This is a genomic window from Pseudomonas graminis (assembly GCF_013201545.1).
Taxonomy (GTDB): Bacteria; Pseudomonadota; Gammaproteobacteria; order Pseudomonadales; family Pseudomonadaceae; genus Aquipseudomonas.
In genome coordinates this window covers 3,837,929-3,853,308 of sequence record NZ_CP053746.1, presented here as the reverse complement: position 1 = coordinate 3,853,308, position 15,380 = coordinate 3,837,929, and the positions used below count along the sequence as shown (strand labels likewise).

At 60.9% G+C, this 15,380-nt stretch carries 13 protein-coding genes and 4 tRNA genes; 3 read left to right on the top strand and 14 right to left on the bottom strand.

The genetic code is table 11. From position 1 onward, the window contains the following. Window positions 1–199: 199 nt before the first annotated feature. Window positions 200–1,684, top strand: a complete 1,485-nt coding sequence (locus FX982_RS17290) for an ATPase domain-containing protein (RefSeq protein WP_172611767.1) — start codon at window positions 200–202, stop codon at window positions 1,682–1,684. Continuing rightward, complete coding sequence (locus FX982_RS17285) at window positions 1,681–3,711, top strand: response regulator (protein WP_172611766.1); 2,031 nt, start codon at window positions 1,681–1,683, stop codon at window positions 3,709–3,711. The genes FX982_RS17290 and FX982_RS17285 overlap by 4 nt, the downstream gene beginning before the upstream one ends. A gap of 62 nt (window positions 3,712–3,773) precedes the next feature. Here the strand turns inward: FX982_RS17285 and FX982_RS17280 are convergent, their stop codons facing one another. The 5 genes from FX982_RS17280 to leuC form a co-directional block, all read right to left on the bottom strand. Further along, complete coding sequence (locus FX982_RS17280; protein WP_172611765.1) at window positions 3,774–4,151, bottom strand: response regulator; 378 nt, start codon at window positions 4,149–4,151, stop codon at window positions 3,774–3,776. 312 nt (window positions 4,152–4,463) lie between these two features. After that, a complete protein-coding gene (gene asd / locus FX982_RS17275) occupies window positions 4,464–5,576 on the bottom strand; it encodes an aspartate-semialdehyde dehydrogenase (protein WP_122538330.1) in 1,113 nt (370 codons plus the stop codon). Window positions 5,577–5,657: 81 nt separating this feature from the next. Further along, a complete protein-coding gene (gene leuB, locus FX982_RS17270; RefSeq protein WP_172611764.1) occupies window positions 5,658–6,740 on the bottom strand; it encodes a 3-isopropylmalate dehydrogenase in 1,083 nt (360 codons plus the stop codon). A 148-nt stretch (window positions 6,741–6,888) separates the two neighbouring features. Next, entirely contained in the window at window positions 6,889–7,527 is a 639-nt protein-coding gene (gene leuD, locus FX982_RS17265) for a 3-isopropylmalate dehydratase small subunit (RefSeq protein WP_122624245.1), read from the bottom strand. A 10-nt stretch (window positions 7,528–7,537) separates the two neighbouring features. Then, window positions 7,538–8,962 carry a 3-isopropylmalate dehydratase large subunit gene (gene leuC / locus FX982_RS17260; protein ID WP_172611763.1) on the bottom strand — a complete coding sequence of 475 codons (1,425 nt, stop codon included), beginning with the start codon at window positions 8,960–8,962 and terminating at the stop codon, window positions 7,538–7,540. A gap of 155 nt (window positions 8,963–9,117) precedes the next feature. Between leuC and FX982_RS17255 the strand changes: the two genes are divergently transcribed. Then, window positions 9,118–10,014, top strand: coding sequence for a LysR family transcriptional regulator (locus FX982_RS17255; protein ID WP_172611762.1), 897 nt, complete (start codon window positions 9,118–9,120; stop codon window positions 10,012–10,014). A gap of 51 nt (window positions 10,015–10,065) precedes the next feature. Here FX982_RS17255 and FX982_RS17250 read toward each other — a convergent pair whose 3' ends face one another. The 9 genes from FX982_RS17250 to gltX form a co-directional block, all read right to left on the bottom strand. Next, window positions 10,066–10,509: an Hsp20 family protein gene (locus FX982_RS17250; RefSeq protein ID WP_133771705.1), complete on the bottom strand. Its 444-nt coding sequence runs from the start codon at window positions 10,507–10,509 to the stop codon at window positions 10,066–10,068. A gap of 115 nt (window positions 10,510–10,624) precedes the next feature. Then, a complete protein-coding gene (locus FX982_RS17245) occupies window positions 10,625–11,584 on the bottom strand; it encodes a tRNA dihydrouridine synthase (RefSeq protein ID WP_172611761.1) in 960 nt (319 codons plus the stop codon). Window positions 11,585–11,659: 75 nt separating this feature from the next. Further along, window positions 11,660–12,100, bottom strand: a complete 441-nt coding sequence (locus FX982_RS17240; RefSeq protein WP_172611760.1) for an acyl-CoA thioesterase — start codon at window positions 12,098–12,100, stop codon at window positions 11,660–11,662. A 282-nt stretch (window positions 12,101–12,382) separates the two neighbouring features. Continuing rightward, the gene (locus FX982_RS17235; RefSeq protein ID WP_172611759.1) at window positions 12,383–12,922 is read right to left on the bottom strand and encodes a TetR/AcrR family transcriptional regulator; all 540 of its coding nucleotides are present in this window, start codon (window positions 12,920–12,922) and stop codon (window positions 12,383–12,385) included. A 198-nt stretch (window positions 12,923–13,120) separates the two neighbouring features. Further along, a tRNA-Glu gene (locus FX982_RS17230) sits at window positions 13,121–13,196 on the bottom strand. A 54-nt stretch (window positions 13,197–13,250) separates the two neighbouring features. Beyond that, window positions 13,251–13,326, bottom strand: a tRNA-Ala gene (locus tag FX982_RS17225). 51 nt (window positions 13,327–13,377) lie between these two features. Continuing rightward, window positions 13,378–13,453 (bottom strand) — tRNA-Glu (locus FX982_RS17220). Window positions 13,454–13,536: 83 nt separating this feature from the next. Continuing rightward, window positions 13,537–13,612 (bottom strand) — tRNA-Ala (locus FX982_RS17215). Between the two features lie 206 nt (window positions 13,613–13,818). Continuing rightward, entirely contained in the window at window positions 13,819–15,300 is a 1,482-nt protein-coding gene (gene gltX, locus FX982_RS17210; protein WP_172611758.1) for a glutamate--tRNA ligase, read from the bottom strand. Between the last annotated feature and the right edge of the window lie 80 nt (window positions 15,301–15,380).

Genomic DNA, 15,380 nt, shown 5'->3' with positions numbered 1-15,380 from the left:
TTGCGCCATTTGCCGGACGGCGAATACGGCGAAAACCCCAGCAAATGCCACTGATCGGCCAGTAATAAACTGAACGGTCTTACCCGGTAACGGTCCAGAGTGTTGGCGATATGGGATCGGATCTTCACGACCCTGACGGCCTGGGCAGCCAAATCTGTTTTGGCGCCCGACACTTTCTCAGGTCGCAAGAGGGCGATTCTTGACTACATCAAAAGCGGCAACCGGTATCGTGGGCCTGGACGACATCCTCGCGGGTGGTCTTTCACGCAGCCACGTGTTTCTCCTGGAAGGAGAGCCCGGCACCGGCAAGACCACCGTCGCGCTGCAGTTTCTGCTGGCGGGTTCGGCAGCGGGCGAACGGGGTCTGTACATTACGTTGTCTGAAACCGAGCGCGAATTGCGCGACGGCGCACGTTCCCACGGCTGGGAGCTGGACGAGAACATTTCGGTGTTCGAGCTGACGCCTCCTGAAGACTTGTTGAACGCTGCCCATCAGCAGAGTTTGCTGTACTCCTCGGACCTTGAACTGGGCGAGGCGACCAAGCAGATTTTCGAAATTGTGGAAAAGGTCAAACCTTCCCGGGTGATCATCGACAGCCTTTCGGAAATTCGCCTGCTGGCACAGAGTTCGTTGCGTTACCGCCGGCAGATCCTGGCGATCAAGCATTACTTCGCGCGCTACGACACGACAGTCGTCCTGCTCGACGACCTCACCACCGAGTCTCTGGACAAAACCGTGCACAGCGTTGCCCATGGCGTAATCCGCCTTGAAGGCCTGACGCCGACCTATGGCGCCGAGCGCCGCCGCCTGCGGGTGGTGAAGTACCGCGGCCAGAAATACCGCGGTGGCTATCACGACTTCAACATCATGGATAACGGCATTCAAGTATTCCCCCGCCTGGTGGCGGCCGAGCACCGTGCCGGGTATGTCAGCCGACAGCTCAGCAGCGGCATCAAGGAAATCGACGCCCTGCTCGGGGGCGGACTGGACAGCGGCTCGAGCACTGTGATTCTGGGGCCTGCAGGCACCGGCAAGTCGCTGATTTCTTTGATATTTGCCGCTGCGGCAGTAGCGCGCGGCGAGAAGGCAGCGCTGTTTATTTTCGATGAAGAACTGGGCCTGCTGTACACGCGGATGCGCAACCTCGGCATTGATCTTCGTGCACTTCAAGACACCGGGAATCTGCTCATTGAGCAAGTCGACGCCGCTGAATTGTCCCCCGGGGAATTTGCCCACCGCGTTCGCCGCTGTGTCGACGAACTGGGCATCCAGACCGTGGTGATCGACAGCCTGAACGGCTATCAGGCTGCGATGCCTGAAGAGAACGCGCTGGTTCTGCACGTGCACGAATTGCTGCTCTACCTCAATCGTCACGGCGCCTCGACGTTCATGACCGTCGCCCAGCACGGCCTGGTCGGCGACATGCAGACCCCGGTGGACATCACCTACCTCGCCGATTCAGTGATCCTGCTGCGTTACTTCGAAGCGCTGGGTCAGGTCCGTCGGGCCATTTCTGTTATCAAAAAACGCACAGGCACCCATGAATCAACCATTCGTGAATATCGCATCAGTTCGTCCGGCATGACCATCGGCGAACCGCTGGAAGCCTTTCAGGGCGTATTGCGTGGTATCCCTCAGTATCACGGTGAGAACAATCCGCTGCTGCGGGACACTGACGCGTGAGCACGCCGGGACAGCTATCGGAGCGGGCTATTATCCTGGCCCCCCTTGGGCGGGACAGCCAGATCGCGTTGACGATGCTGCAGGAAGCCGGCTACCTGGCGATGATTACCGGCGACCTGGCGCAGCTGTGCAGTGAGCTGATGGCCGGTGCCGGTCTGGCAATCATCGCCGACGAGGCCCTGCGCAATGCGGACATCAACCCGTTGCTGAGGCTGCTGGCCCATCAGCCGGCCTGGTCGGACTTTCCCATCGTGTTGCTGACCCACCACGGAGGCCCGAAACAGAATCCGTCGGCCCACCTGGGCAAAATGCTTGGCAACGTCACATTTCTGGAGCGCCCGTTTCATCCTGCGACGCTTATCAGTCTGGTGAGCACGGCGGTGCGCGGGCGTCGACGGCAATACGAAGCCCGCTCCCGCCTGGAAGAACTGCTGGAAAGCGAACAGCGGCTGCAGCATGCATTGAAGGCTGGACGCCTGGGTTCCTGGCAGCTGGACACCGAATTTCTGGCGCTGGAGTGCTCGGACATCACCAAGGCGCATTTTGGCAGGGCCGAGCGCGACGCGCTCTCCTACCACGACTGGCTGAGTTCGGTGCATGCCGAAGATCAGCCGCGCATGCAGTCGGCTCTGCAGCACACCCTGGACAGCGGCGCGGACTTCATCATTGAGTTTCGCAACGTCTGGCCGGACGGGTCGGTGCACTGGATCGATATTCGCGCACGGGCGATTCGGGCGCAGAACGGCCGCGTCAGCCTGCTTTCCGGTGTGACGTCGGACATCACCGAGCGCAAGCTGGCCGAACAACAGCTGCGCCGCCTCAACGAAACGCTGGAACAGCAAGTCGAAGAACGCACCTCGCAGTTGCGTCATAACGAAGAAGTCCTGCGTCAGTCGCAGAAAATGGAAGCCGTGGGTCAGCTGACCGGCGGTATCGCCCACGACTTCAACAATATGCTGACCGGGATCATCGGCAGCCTCGAGCTGCTGAGGCGACGTCTGGCACGGGGTCGCACTGACGATCTCGATGGCCTGATCGACCTCGGTGTAACGTCGGCCAACCGCGCCGCTGCCCTGACCCATCGCCTGCTGGCGTTCTCGCGGCGCCAATCGCTCGACCCCAAGCCGGTCCTGATGAACGACCTGGTCAACTCCATGGGCGAACTGCTGAATCGCAGCGTCAATGAGAGCATCCGCCTCGACATGTGCCTGGACCCGGAACTGTGGACCGCCGAGGCCGATCCGAACCAGCTGGAAAGCGCCCTGCTCAACCTGGTGCTCAACGCCCGAGACGCCATGCCCGACGGCGGCATGCTGATGATCGAGACCTTCAACCGCCATCTCGACCGCGAGTTCACTAACGCCTACGAGAACCTGCTGCCGGGCGACTACGTCGTGCTCAGCGTGCGCGACACAGGCTGCGGGATGCCGGAGAACGTCATCAGCCGGGCGTTCGATCCGTTTTTCACCACCAAACCGATCGGCCAGGGAACCGGCCTCGGTTTGTCGATGATCTACGGCTTCAGCAAGCAATCACACGGTCATGTCGCGATCGAGAGCCAAGTAGGCGATGGCACCACGGTTCAGCTGTTCCTGCCCCGTTATCAGGGCGCCGAACAGCAGGAGGCCCCCGCCCTTCCCGGCGACACACCCCAGGCCCGAGAGGGCGAAACCATTCTGCTGGTTGAAGACGATCCGGCCGTGCGCGCGCTGGTCAGCCAGGTGCTGAGCGAACTGGGTTATGCGTACGTGGAGGCCGGTGATGCGGTCGGGGCGATTCCCATACTTGAATCGAGCCAGCGTATCGACCTCATGATCAGCGATGTCGGCCTGCCCGGCATGAATGGACGCCAATTGGCGGACATCGGCCGACAGCTGCGGGCTGACCTGAAAGTGCTGTTCATCACCGGCTACGCGGAAAACGCCAGCGCCCGCTCAGGCTTTCTCGAGGAAGGGATGCAGATGATCACCAAGCCATTTGCCTTTGACCAACTGACGGCCAAGGTGCGGGAGATGATTGAGATCTGAAGCAGGACGGGTTTAGACACACAAGCCGGCGATTGCCGGCTTTGTTGTTTGTTGAGGCAGGCTCAGTTGAGCAGGGTCTGGATCTGCAAATGCAGCGTTTCCATGGTGAACGGCTTGGCCAGAATCGGCGCCTTCCGGGTGATCGGGCTACCACAATCCACGATCTCCGCCGGGTAGCCGCTGATAAAGATCACCTTGAGCTCCGGTCGCAGCTTGACGGCAGGTTCGGCGATCATCACGCCAGACACCCCGCCCGGCAGGCGGTAATCGGTGATCATCAGATCGAGGTGGGGTTTGGTGGCAAGAATTTCGAATGCCTGCTCCCCGTTCTCCGCCTGCAACACCCGATAGCCTTCGCCCGAGAGGTAATCGGACAGCAGCATCAGAATGAGCGGCTCGTCTTCGACGATGAGTACGACATTTTCTGCATCAGAGCTCATTTGAACGCCTTTGATCTTATAGATAGCTGCCAATACGACCATGGGCCGCGCCGGAGGTTGCGCAGATCATCAGTTATTTGATCAGGGCCTGTGGGGGGCTGAGGATGGGGCGGCCTGACCGCCGAAGGATCTCTGGCAAATGGATTCAGAAGGGCATCTTGCGATTCAACAGGGCTGTTGCCATCGCATCGTTACAGGCCGCGCCGGGCAGGAAATCGCCATACCAGCCGAAGCGCTGTGCAGCAGTTTTGAAAGTAACTCGCCGAACGCGATGCAGCTCTGCCGCGAGGAAGAGCTGCAGTCACCGCAAAATCAACGCTCCAGCAGAATGCGCAACATCCGACGCAACGGCTCGGCCGCACCCCACAACAACTGGTCACCCACGGTGAACGCGCCCAGATACTGCGACCCCATGTTCAACTTGCGCAAACGCCCTACCGGGATATTCAACGTCCCGGTCACCGACGTCGGGCTCAGCTCCTGAATGCTCGCTTCGCGGTTGTTCGGCACCAGCTTCACCCACGGGTTGTGCTGACTGATCATCCCTTCGATGTCCGCAATCGGCACATCCTTGTTCAGCTTGATGGTCAGCGCCTGGCTGTGGCACCGCATCGCGCCGATGCGCACGCAGATACCGTCGACCGGAATCGGGCTCTTGAAGCGGCCCAGAATCTTGTTCGTCTCCGCCTGCCCTTTCCACTCCTCGCGGCTCTGACCGTTCGGCAGCTCCTTGTCGATCCACGGAATCAGACTGCCCGCCAGCGGCACGCCGAAGTTCTCGGTCGGGAAACCCTCGCCGCGCATCGCCTCAGCCACCTTGCGGTCGATGTCCAGAATCGCGCTGGCAGGGTTTGCCAGTTCGTCGGCCACTGACGCATTGATCGCGCCCATCTGCTTGATCAGCTCACGCATGTTCTGCGCACCGGCGCCGGAAGCCGCCTGATAGGTCATGACGTTCATCCACTCCACCAGACCGGCCTCGAACAGCCCGCCCAGGCCCATCAGCATCAGGCTGACGGTGCAGTTGCCGCCGATGTAGTTCTTGGTGCCGGCATCCAGCTGCTGGTCGATGACCTTGCGGTTGACCGGGTCGAGGATGATCACCGCATCGTCCTGCATGCGCAGGGAAGACGCCGCGTCGATCCAGTAGCCCTGCCAGCCCGCTTCACGCAGCTTGGGGAATACTTCGCTGGTGTAGTCGCCGCCCTGGCAGGTCAGCACCACGTCCAGAGTCTTGAGCTCGTCGATGCTGTAGGCATCTTTGAGCGGCGCGACATCCTTGCCCACGGACGGGCCTTGGCCGCCGACGTTGGAGGTGGTGAAAAAAACCGGCTCAATGAGATCGAAATCCTGCTCTTCCAGCATGCGCTGCATGAGCACGGAACCGACCATCCCGCGCCAACCGACCAGACCTACACGTTTCATCGCAACTACACCTTAATTAAAAGTGGGGCCCCGACCGCAGAGAGCCAACGGACTCAACCTGACGGTCGTGGGCTCGAGATATTACAGATTGCGCAGCGCGGCGACTACGGCGTCGCCCATTTCCTGCGTACCGACGCGGGCATTGCCCTCAGACCAGATGTCGCCGGTGCGCAAACCCTGATCCAGCACCAGGCTTACGGCTTTCTCGATGGCGTCGGCGGCAGTGTGCTCGTTGAAGCTGTAACGCAACATCATCGACACCGACAGAATCGTTGCCAGCGGGTTGGCCACGCCTTTGCCGGCGATATCCGGCGCCGAACCGTGGCAAGGCTCGTACATGCCCTTGTTGTTCGAATCCAGCGACGCCGACGGCAGCATGCCGATGGATCCGGTGAGCATGGAGGCTTCGTCGGAGAGGATGTCGCCGAACATGTTGTCGGTGACGATCACGTCGAATTGCTTCGGTGCGCGGACCAGCTGCATGGCAGCGTTGTCGACGTACATGTGGCTGAGTTCGACGTCCGGGTAATCCTTGGCGACCTGCTCGACGATTTCGCGCCACAACTGACTGGACGCCAGCACGTTGGCCTTGTCCACCGAGCAGAGCTTTTTGCCGCGCACGCGGGCCATGTCAAAGCCGACACGGGCAATACGGCGAATCTCGCTTTCGCTGTACGGCAACGTGTCGTAGGACTGACGCTCACCGTTTTCCAGTTCGCGGGTGCCACGGGGAGCGCCGAAATAGATGCCACCGGTTAGCTCGCGGACGATGAGGATGTCCAGGCCCGCCACGATCTCGGGCTTCAGGCTCGACGCATCGGCCAGCTGCGGGTAAAGAATCGCCGGACGCAGGTTGGCGAACAGGCCCAATTGCGAGCGGATCTTCAGCAAGCCGCGCTCCGGACGAATGTCGCGGTCGATGGCGTCCCATTTCGGGCCGCCGACGGCGCCGAGCAACACTGCGTCAACAGAGCGGGCAAGCTCAAGGGTCTCATCTGCCAGCGGCACGCCGTGCTTGTCGATGGCCGCGCCGCCGATGACGTCGTGGCTCAGTTCGAAACCCAGCTGGTATTTCTCGCTGGCCAGCTCCAGCACCTTGACCGCCTCGGCCATGATTTCCGGACCGATGCCATCACCTGGGAGAATCAGAATCTGCTTGCTCATAAAACCCTCGTTTCAGAATATGCGTCGAGCCGGTAGATGGTGCCAACTCGGGAGCAGCAAGCTCCAAGCGGTAAGCTGCAAGAACCAGCAGTCACACCGCGGTCAACTTGCCGCTTGAAGCTTGAAGCTTGAAGCTAATAATTGCCCCTCAGCGAAACAACCAAGGCTGCGAAGCCCGATGCTTGCTCTCGAACGCTGCAATCGCCTCGCCGTCCACCAGGGTCAGGCCGATGTCGTCCAGGCCATTAAGCAGGCAGTGCTTGCGGAAGGCATCGATTTCAAAGCGGTACACCTTGCCGTCTTCACGGGTCACAGTCTGCGCTTCCAGGTCCACGTTCAACTGGTAGCCCGGTGTGGCTTCGACCACCTTGAACAGCTCATCGACCTCGCTTTCGCTCAGGATGATCGGCAGCAAGCCGTTCTTGAAGCTGTTATTGAAGAAGATGTCCGCGTAGCTCGGCGCGATGATGCTGCGAAAGCCGTACTCTTCCAGCGCCCACGGGGCGTGTTCGCGACTTGAGCCGCAGCCGAAGTTTTCCCGGGCCAGCAAAACGCTGGCGCCCTGGTAACGCTCGGCGTTGAGCACGAAGTCCGGGTTCAGCGGACGCTTGCTGTTGTCCTGATACGGCTGACCTACGTCGAGGTAGCGCCACTCGTCAAACAGGTTCGGGCCAAAGCCCGTCCGGCGGATCGACTTCAGGAACTGCTTGGGGATGATCTGATCGGTGTCGACGTTGGCGCGATCCAGCGGAGCGACCAGACCGGTGTGTTGGGTAAAAGGCTTCATACGGGGCTCCTTATGCCTGGCTCATGGTGCGAACGTCGACGAAACGGCCGTTGACCGCTGCCGCTGCCGCCATCGCCGGACTGACAAGGTGAGTACGTCCACCGGCGCCCTGACGGCCTTCGAAGTTACGGTTGGAGGTGGACGCGCAGTGCTCGCCGCTCTCCAGGCGGTCCGGGTTCATCGCCAGGCACATCGAGCAGCCCGGCTCACGCCATTCAAAGCCGGCTTCGATGAAGACCTTGTCCAGCCCTTCCCGCTCGGCCTGTTCTTTCACCAGACCCGAGCCCGGCACGACGATCGCCTGTTTGATGGTCGACGCCACTTTACGGCCTTTGGCGATGTCCGCTGCGGCGCGCAGGTCTTCGATCCGCGAGTTGGTGCACGAGCCGATGAACACGCGATCCAGCTGGATATCGGTAATCGCCTGATTGGCTCTCAGGCCCATGTACTTCAGTGCGCGCTCGATGGAGCCACGCTTGACCAGATCGGCTTCCTGCGCCGGATCGGGCACGTTCTGATCCACGGCCACGACCATTTCCGGGGACGTGCCCCAGCTGACTTGCGGCTTGATCTGGGTCGCGTCGAGCTCGACCACGGTGTCGAACACCGCGTCGTCGTCGGACACCAGGTCTTTCCAGGCTTCGACGGCTGCGTCCCACTGCTCGGCAGTCGGTGCGAAAGGACGACCCTTCACGTAGGCAATGGTCTTTTCATCGGTCGCCACCAGACCCACACGGGCGCCGGCTTCGATCGACATGTTGCAAATGGTCATGCGGCCTTCTACAGACAGGTCGCGGATGGCGCTGCCGGCAAATTCGATGGCATGACCGTTACCGCCGGCGGTGCCGATCTTGCCGATGATGGCCAGGACGATGTCCTTGGCGGTGACGCCGAACGGCAGCTTGCCTTCGACCTTCACTTGCATGTTCTTCATCTTCTTGGCGACCAGGCACTGGGTCGCGAGGACGTGCTCGACCTCGGAAGTGCCGATGCCGTGGGCCAATGCGCCGAATGCGCCGTGGGTCGAGGTGTGCGAGTCGCCGCAGACCACGGTCATGCCCGGCAAGGTCGCGCCTTGCTCCGGGCCGATGACGTGAACGATGCCCTGACGCACATCGTTCATCTTGAATTCGGTGATGCCGTATTCGTCGCAGTTGTCATCCAGCGTCTTGACCTGCAAGCGCGACACCTGATCGACGATGGCATCGACGCCATCCTTGCGGTCTGGGGTGGTCGGCACGTTGTGATCGACGGTCGCAACGTTGGCGTCGATGCGCCACGGTTTGCGACGGGCCAGGCGCAAGCCTTCGAAAGCCTGAGGCGAAGTCACTTCGTGAATGATGTGACGGTCGATGTAGAGCAGCGCGGAGCCATCGTCGCGCTGCTTGACCAAATGCGAATCCCAGAGCTTGTCGTAGAGCGTTTTGCCAGCCATCAGACGGTTCCTCATCAGCGTATTTCTATGCCCCGGCCGCCGATGTCGCAATGACACCGTAAAGACCCTTGGCTTGTGGGGGAGATGCTATGGAATATGCTTAAATAACTCAAATTCATATTTTTCATGCTTTGCATAACCAACAGGAATCCGAGATGGATTTGGCTAATCTCAATGCCTTTATCGCCATCGCCGAGACGGGCAGTTTCTCGGCAGCCGGAGAGCGCTTGCACCTGACGCAACCGGCGGTCAGCAAACGCATCGCCGGTCTGGAGCAGCAGCTGGACGTGCGGCTTTTTGATCGTCTGGGCCGCGAGGTCAGCCTGACCGAAGCCGGACGCGCACTCCTCCCCCGCGCTTACCAGATTCTCAATGTGCTGGATGACACACGTCGCGCGCTGACCAACCTGACCGGCGAGGTCACCGGGCGTCTGACCCTGGCGACCAGTCACCACATCGGACTGCACCGGTTGCCTACGCTGTTAAGGGCATTTACCAAGGCCTATCCGGACGTCGCGCTGGACATTCAGTTTCTCGATTCGGAAGTGGCCTACGAAGAAATCCTCCACGGCCGCGCGGAACTGGCGGTGATTACATTGGCGCCCGAGCCCCACGCGCTGGTGAAAGCCGTCAAGGTCTGGGACGATCCCCTGGATTTTGTCGCCGCACCCGAGCACCCGCTGGCCACTCAGAACAACGTCAGCCTGGCCGACATCGCCGGCTACCCGGCGGTGTTCCCGGGCGAGAACACCTTCACCCACCACATCGTCAGCGGACTGTGCGAAGCCCAAGGGCTGAAGCCGAATATCGCCATGAGCACCAACTACATGGAGACGATCAAGATGATGGTGTCCATTGGCCTGGCCTGGAGCGTGTTGCCCCGGACCATGCTCGACGAACAGGTCACGGCCATTCCGTTACCGGGCATTCAGTTGCGCCGACAGCTAGGCTATATCGTCCACACCGAACGCACGCTGTCCAACGCCGCGCGGGCGTTCATGGCGCTGCTGGATGGGCAGGCTGCAGGGCTGGAGCAATCGCAGGCGCGCTGACCGCACACAAAAAAGGCGCCCCGCAGGGCGCCTTCTCACACTGACTCGGGATCAGTGAGTCAGGGTTTTCTGAGCATTGATTTCGATGCGTTTTGGCTTGGCCTCTTCAGGCACCAGACGCAGCAGGTCAATGTTCAGCAGGCCATTGGCCAAAGCAGCGTTTTTGACCTCGATGTGATCAGCCAGGCGGAACGACAGCTTGAATGCACGCTGGGCAATGCCCTGGTGCAGGAAGGTCACGCCTTCCGCGGTGTTCTCGCGCTTGCTGCCGGTGACGGTCAGTACGCCCTTCTCGACTTGCAACTCCAGATCTTCCTCCTGGAACCCCGCCGCCGCGATGACAATGCGGTATTGGTCATCAGCGTGTTTTTCGACGTTGTAGGGAGGATAGCTGCTCGCCGACTCGTTGCGCGCCGCCGATTCGAACAGGTCGTTGAAGCGGTCGAAGCCAACGGAGTGACGGAACAGTGGAGCCAGGGAAAATGCAGTAGTCATCTGAAAATCTCCTGATAAATCAGCAAGTGGTTATCTCCGCGACCCGACTTCGGCATCGCGTAATCCCAAAATAGGGACGGCCATTTGCGTTTCAAGAGTCGTGCAAAAAATTTTTTCAGGCGGCTTCCGGCACGTTCACGCCGAGCATCTGGCTGATCCGCTCGCAGTCGGTTTCGCGGCGCAGGGCATCAAATAGCACAGTGGCCTCGGGGTAGCTTTTGGTCAGCAGGACCACCCACTGCTTGAGCCGGCCTGGTGCCTGAACGCGGGTCATCTTGGCCATGGCCTGCAGCCAGAAATCCCGCAGCAGCGGCTGCAACGCGATCCATGTCATAGGGATGACCTCACGCCCGGCTTGGGCAGCGGCGATTTGCCGGCCGAGATCCGGACGCGCCACCAGACCGCGGCCGATCATGATGTCGCGGGCCCCGCAGATTTCCCGGCAGCGGCGCCAGTCGTCAACGGTCCAGATCTCGCCGTTGGCGATGATCGGAATCTTCACCACGTCCTGAATCTTGCCGATCCACTCCCAGTGCGCCGGAGGCTTGTAGCCGTCGACCTTGGTCCGTGCGTGAACGACGATGTGCTCGGCACCGCCCGCTTCCAGCGCACGTGCGCAATCAAGGGCCGGCTCGGTGCTGTCATAGCCCAGGCGCATCTTCGCGGTGACCGGGATGTGTGCCGGCACCGCGCGGCGCACGTGGCTGAGGATGGTGTGCAGCAGCTCTGGCTCTTTGAGCAACACCGCGCCGCCCCGGGACTTGTTGACCGTCTTGGCTGGGCAGCCGAAGTTCAGGTCAATGACCGGAGCGCCCAGTTCGGCCGCGAAAGCTGCATTCTCGGCCAGGCACACCGGGTCCGAACCCAGCAGCTGCACACGAAGCGGCACGCCGGCGCGGGTTTTCGAGCCCTGCAACAGCTCGGATGCGAGCTTGTGGAAGTAATGCTCCGGCAATACGCGCTCGGTCACCCGGATGAATTCGGTCACGCACCAGTCGATGCCGCCGACCTGCGTCAGCACGTCGCGCAGGATGTCGTCGACCAGGCCTTCCATGGGCGCCAGGGCAATTTGCATGGGTCACACTCGAAAAAAAGTCCGGCAGTTTACGCAGAGGCCGGCGGATTGGATACGGTTTAAGCGCGCCGGACGTCAGGAGACTGTGCTGTGCAGACCCGCCGCGTAGCCGTCGATGAACTCGCTCGGCATGCGCTTGGGTTTGCCCGACGACAGTTCGATGCAGACGAAGGTGGTTTGTGCCCGCAGCAAGGTCATGCCGTCACTGGGACGTTTGAGCTGGAAGCGCCGGGTCATTTTCAGACGCTGGTCCCAGTCGACGATCCAGGTCGCCAGTTGCAGTTGGTCATCCTGATAGGCGCTGGCCAGGTAGTCGATTTCGTGACGCACCACGGCCATGGCACGGTCCAGTCGACGGTACTCGGTCAGGTCCAGGCCCAGTTGCTGCGAATGCCGCCACGCGCAGCGCTCGAGCCAGGTGACGTACACAGCGTTGTTGGCGTGACCCAAGCCATCGATGTCCTCCTCGCCCACCTGCAGATCGATGACGAACGGCGTTGCCAGATCCCAGACCATTTCTTCCTGCCTCCTCTGTTCATCCTGCGGGCAGTGTAACCAAAAGCATCGGACAAAACTGATGGCGGGCTTGCCTGACCAGAGATTGAGGGTGTCCCCGCTGGCCCCTTCCCGGCTGAAGCCGGTCCCACTGACTGACCGCGTGTATTTAGTGGGACCGGCTTTAGCCGGGAAGGCGTCGGACGTTACACCGCAAGATTGAGGTTGCTTATGCTGGCCCCTTCCCGGCTGAAGCCGGTCCTACTACTAGAAAGGCTGGCGACAACGGATGTCCTGCCTGACTCAGACCACCGCCGACTTCGCCGCCCTCAGCACCCGATCCGACAGTTCGCCGGGGCCCAGGGCCCGGGCGAGCGCCAGACCACCGACCATCAAGGCGATGTCGGCCAGGGTCTTGTCGGCCTCCTCAGGGCTTGCAGCGAGTTGCGCCACCATCAGTTCGACATGTTCCGCCAGAGCGTTGCGGAAGTCGGCGGAGAGACGCGTCATCTCCCCTATCGCCGTCGGCAACGGGCATGCGTGTTGTTGCGCGTCACGGTGCCTGCGCGACAGGTAGAACGCCGCCAGCAGCGCGCGCCGCTCATCGCCCGGTAACTGATCGTCGATCGTCGCAACCATCTCTCGGCGCTCGGCCAGCAACTGGCTGAAGGCTTCCAGCATCAGCGCTTCCTTGCTGTCGAAGTGCGCATAGAAGCCACCCACGGTTAGTCCGGCTGCGCCCATGATCTCGTTGACGCTGGGCTCGATCGGGCCGCGCGCGATCAGCGCGGTGCTGGCAGCAGTGAGTATGCGTTCGCGGGTCTGTGCTTTTTTGTCGTTCATGACCGCCTCCGGGATGATGGCGATAATATTATCCTCATCATGTGCGTTGGCAAGGACGCAACCGATGTTTGAGATCAACGACCGGTGGATGAACGACTGGAGAGACCTATCAAGGACAAGGTCTGGAACCAGACCCCAAAAAAACAAAAGGGCCATTCAATAATCGAATGACCCTTGGTCTCGCAGAGCGAGAAATCGTGGCGTCCCCTAGGGGACTCGAACCCCTGTTACCGCCGTGAAAGGGCGGTGTCCTAGGCCACTAGACGAAGGGGACGCAAAACCTTCGAGCAGATTCGTCGATGACAACATGACGAACCCTGGCAGAAATTGGTGGAGCTAAGCGGGATCGAACCGCTGACCTCCTGCATGCCATGCAGGCGCTCTCCCAGCTGAGCTATAGCCCCGACTTTACGCCTCTCGGCGGAGATCAGCTTTAACGCATCACTCGGTAAAACTGGCGTCCCCTAGGGGACTCGAACCCCTGTTACCGCCGTGAAAGGGCGGTGTCCTAGGCCACTAGACGAAGGGGACGTAACCCTTGCGTACCGCATCGGCGCTGGTTCCGATTCGGTACAAGCTTCAAGGCAGTAAAGCGACCCTTGAAGCTTCTAATTTGGTGGAGCTAAGCGGGATCGAACCGCTGACCTCCTGCATGCCATGCAGGCGCTCTCCCAGCTGAGCTATAGCCCCACATTACACTGACAGAGAACGCCGCGTTACCGCGTGTTTCTGCGTTGCCGTGTGGACGGGGCGCATATTAAGTGCGACCCACAAAGCTGTCAAACTCTTTTTCAAACAATTCCAAAAGAATTTTCCGGGATAACAATCACTTACCGCCTCCCGCAAAAATGCCCCACGCCGGGCCATCCGGCAAATGCCCAATGGCCCGGCGGCGTTCAGCCAATAGCGCCGAGCAGCTTTTCCCACTCTTTATTCTCTTTCTTGGACACGCCGCCCAGCATGTCCAGCGCCTGGCGCAGACGGAAGCGGGTCAGGTCCGGACCAAGAATCTCCATCGCATCGGTCACTGATACCGAGTTTGCCTGACCGGTGATGGCGGCAAACATCAGCGGCATGGCATCGCGCAGCTTCAGCTCAAGGTGCTCGACCACGGCCTGAATGCAACCGGTGATCTTTTCCTTCTCCCACTGCCGCAGGGATTCCAGCTTCCACAGGATCAGTTGAATAACCTGACGCACCTGTTCCGGCGACAACTTCTTGTGCTCGAACAGCTTCACGTCCGGCGTCACGCCACCGGCGAAGAAGAAGCCGCCCAGTGGCGCGATCTGGCTGAAGGTCTCGACGCGACCCTGAACGTGGGGCGCGATCTTCATCATGTAGTCGCTGTTGAACGCCCACTTCTGCACGCGGGTGGCGAACTCTTCCACCGGCAGTTCACGCAGCCACTGGCCGTTGAGCCACGACAGTTTCTCGATGTCGAATATCGGGCCGCCGAGGGAGACGCGGGTCAGGTCGAAGTGTTCGACCATTTCGTCCAGCGAGAACTTTTCGCGCTCGTCGGGCATCGACCAGCCCATGCGGCCCAGGTAGTTGAGCATCGCTTCGGGCATGAATCCCATGCGCTCGTAGAACGTCACCGAGGTCGGGTTCTTGCGCTTGGACAGCTTGCTCTTGTCCGGGTTACGCAGCAGCGGCATGTAGCACAGCGCCGGTTTTTCCCAGCCGAAGTATTCGTAGAGCAGGATCAGCTTCGGTGCCGACGGCAGCCATTCTTCGCCGCGCAGCACGTGGGTGATGCCCATCAGGTGGTCGTCGACGACATTGGCCAGGAAGTAGGTCGGCAGGCCGTCAGTCTTCATCAGGACCTGCATGTCCATGCGGTCCCAGGGGATTTCGACTTCGCCACGGAGGATGTCCGGCACCACGCAAACACCCTCGCTTGGCACCTTCATGCGGATCACATGGGGTTCGCCAGCGGCCAGGCGGCGCCCGACTTCTTCTTTCGAGAGCAACAGCGCGCGGCCGTCGTAGCGCGGGGTTTCGCCACGGGCGGTCTGCTCGGCGCGCATCTGGTCGAGCTCTTCGGCGGTGCAGAAACACGGGAAGGCATGACCGGCGTCGACCAGTTGCTGCACGTACTTCTTGTAGATGTCGCCGCGCTCGCTCTGGCGATACGGACCATGAGGACCGCCAACATCGGGGCCTTCGCTCCATTCGATGCCGAGCCAGCGAAGCGCGTCGAAAATCTGTTGTTCGGACTCGCGGGTCGAGCGCAGTTGATCGGTGTCCTCAATGCGCAGGATGAATTCGCCGCCATGCTGCTTGGCGAAGCAATAGTTGAACAGCGCGATGTAGGCCGTGCCAACGTGGGGGTCGCCGGTGGGCGATGGCGCGATGCGGGTGCGAACGGTGGTCATGGAAAATCCCGGATAGGTCGAACAAGCCGCGAATGTTAACAGGCGCGGCCTGCGCGGCTCCAGCATTCAAGCCCCTGCGC

Excerpts from the sequence above, each read along its gene's own strand:
- FX982_RS17280 (WP_172611765.1), bottom strand. The coding sequence starts at position 4,151 with ATGAGCTCTGATGCAGAAAATGTCGTACTCATCGTCGAAGACGAGCCG.
- asd (WP_122538330.1), bottom strand. The coding sequence starts at position 5,576 with ATGAAACGTGTAGGTCTGGTCGGTTGGCGCGGGATGGTCGGTTCCGTG.
- leuB (WP_172611764.1), bottom strand. The coding sequence starts at position 6,740 with ATGAGCAAGCAGATTCTGATTCTCCCAGGTGATGGCATCGGTCCGGAA.
- leuD (WP_122624245.1), bottom strand. The coding sequence starts at position 7,527 with ATGAAGCCTTTTACCCAACACACCGGTCTGGTCGCTCCGCTGGATCGC.
- leuC (WP_172611763.1), bottom strand. The coding sequence starts at position 8,962 with ATGGCTGGCAAAACGCTCTACGACAAGCTCTGGGATTCGCATTTGGTC.
- FX982_RS17255 (WP_172611762.1), top strand. The coding sequence starts at position 9,118 with ATGGATTTGGCTAATCTCAATGCCTTTATCGCCATCGCCGAGACGGGC.
- FX982_RS17250 (WP_133771705.1), bottom strand. The coding sequence starts at position 10,509 with ATGACTACTGCATTTTCCCTGGCTCCACTGTTCCGTCACTCCGTTGGC.
- FX982_RS17245 (WP_172611761.1), bottom strand. The coding sequence starts at position 11,584 with ATGCAAATTGCCCTGGCGCCCATGGAAGGCCTGGTCGACGACATCCTG.
- FX982_RS17240 (WP_172611760.1), bottom strand. The coding sequence starts at position 12,100 with ATGGTCTGGGATCTGGCAACGCCGTTCGTCATCGATCTGCAGGTGGGC.
- FX982_RS17235 (WP_172611759.1), bottom strand. The coding sequence starts at position 12,922 with ATGAACGACAAAAAAGCACAGACCCGCGAACGCATACTCACTGCTGCC.
- gltX (WP_172611758.1), bottom strand. The coding sequence starts at position 15,300 with ATGACCACCGTTCGCACCCGCATCGCGCCATCGCCCACCGGCGACCCC.